The 253-nt window shown below is 65.6% G+C and carries 1 protein-coding gene; it reads left to right on the top strand.

Annotation, left to right across the window (positions count from 1 at the left end):
* Positions 1–15 precede the first annotated feature (15 nt).
* Positions 16–253 (top strand): flagellin N-terminal helical domain-containing protein (locus ACZ3HG_RS24305; RefSeq protein ID WP_465335032.1); only part of this gene is annotated, 238 nt, incomplete at its 3' end.

Here is a 253-nt window from a genome sequence, read left to right as displayed (position 1 = left end):
ACCAATGTTGCCGCCCTGAAGGCGGCCAATGCGCAGAACGCGGCGACTGTCGCGCTGCAGAAGAGCATCGAGCGCCTGTCGACCGGCAAGCGCATCAACAGCGCGGGTGACGACGCCGCCGGCCTCGCCATCGCCACCTCGTTCACCTCGCAGATCCGCGGCCAGAACCAGGCGATCCGCAATGCCAATGACGGCATCGCGCTCGCTCAGACCGCCGACGGCTATCTGGGTGAAGTCACCAACATTCTGCAGC

It is taken from the genome of Erwinia sp. PME.40.26/001 (assembly GCF_055556675.1).
The sequence above is the reverse complement of the archived record's forward strand: the minus strand, read 5'-3'. Positions and strand labels throughout refer to the sequence as shown.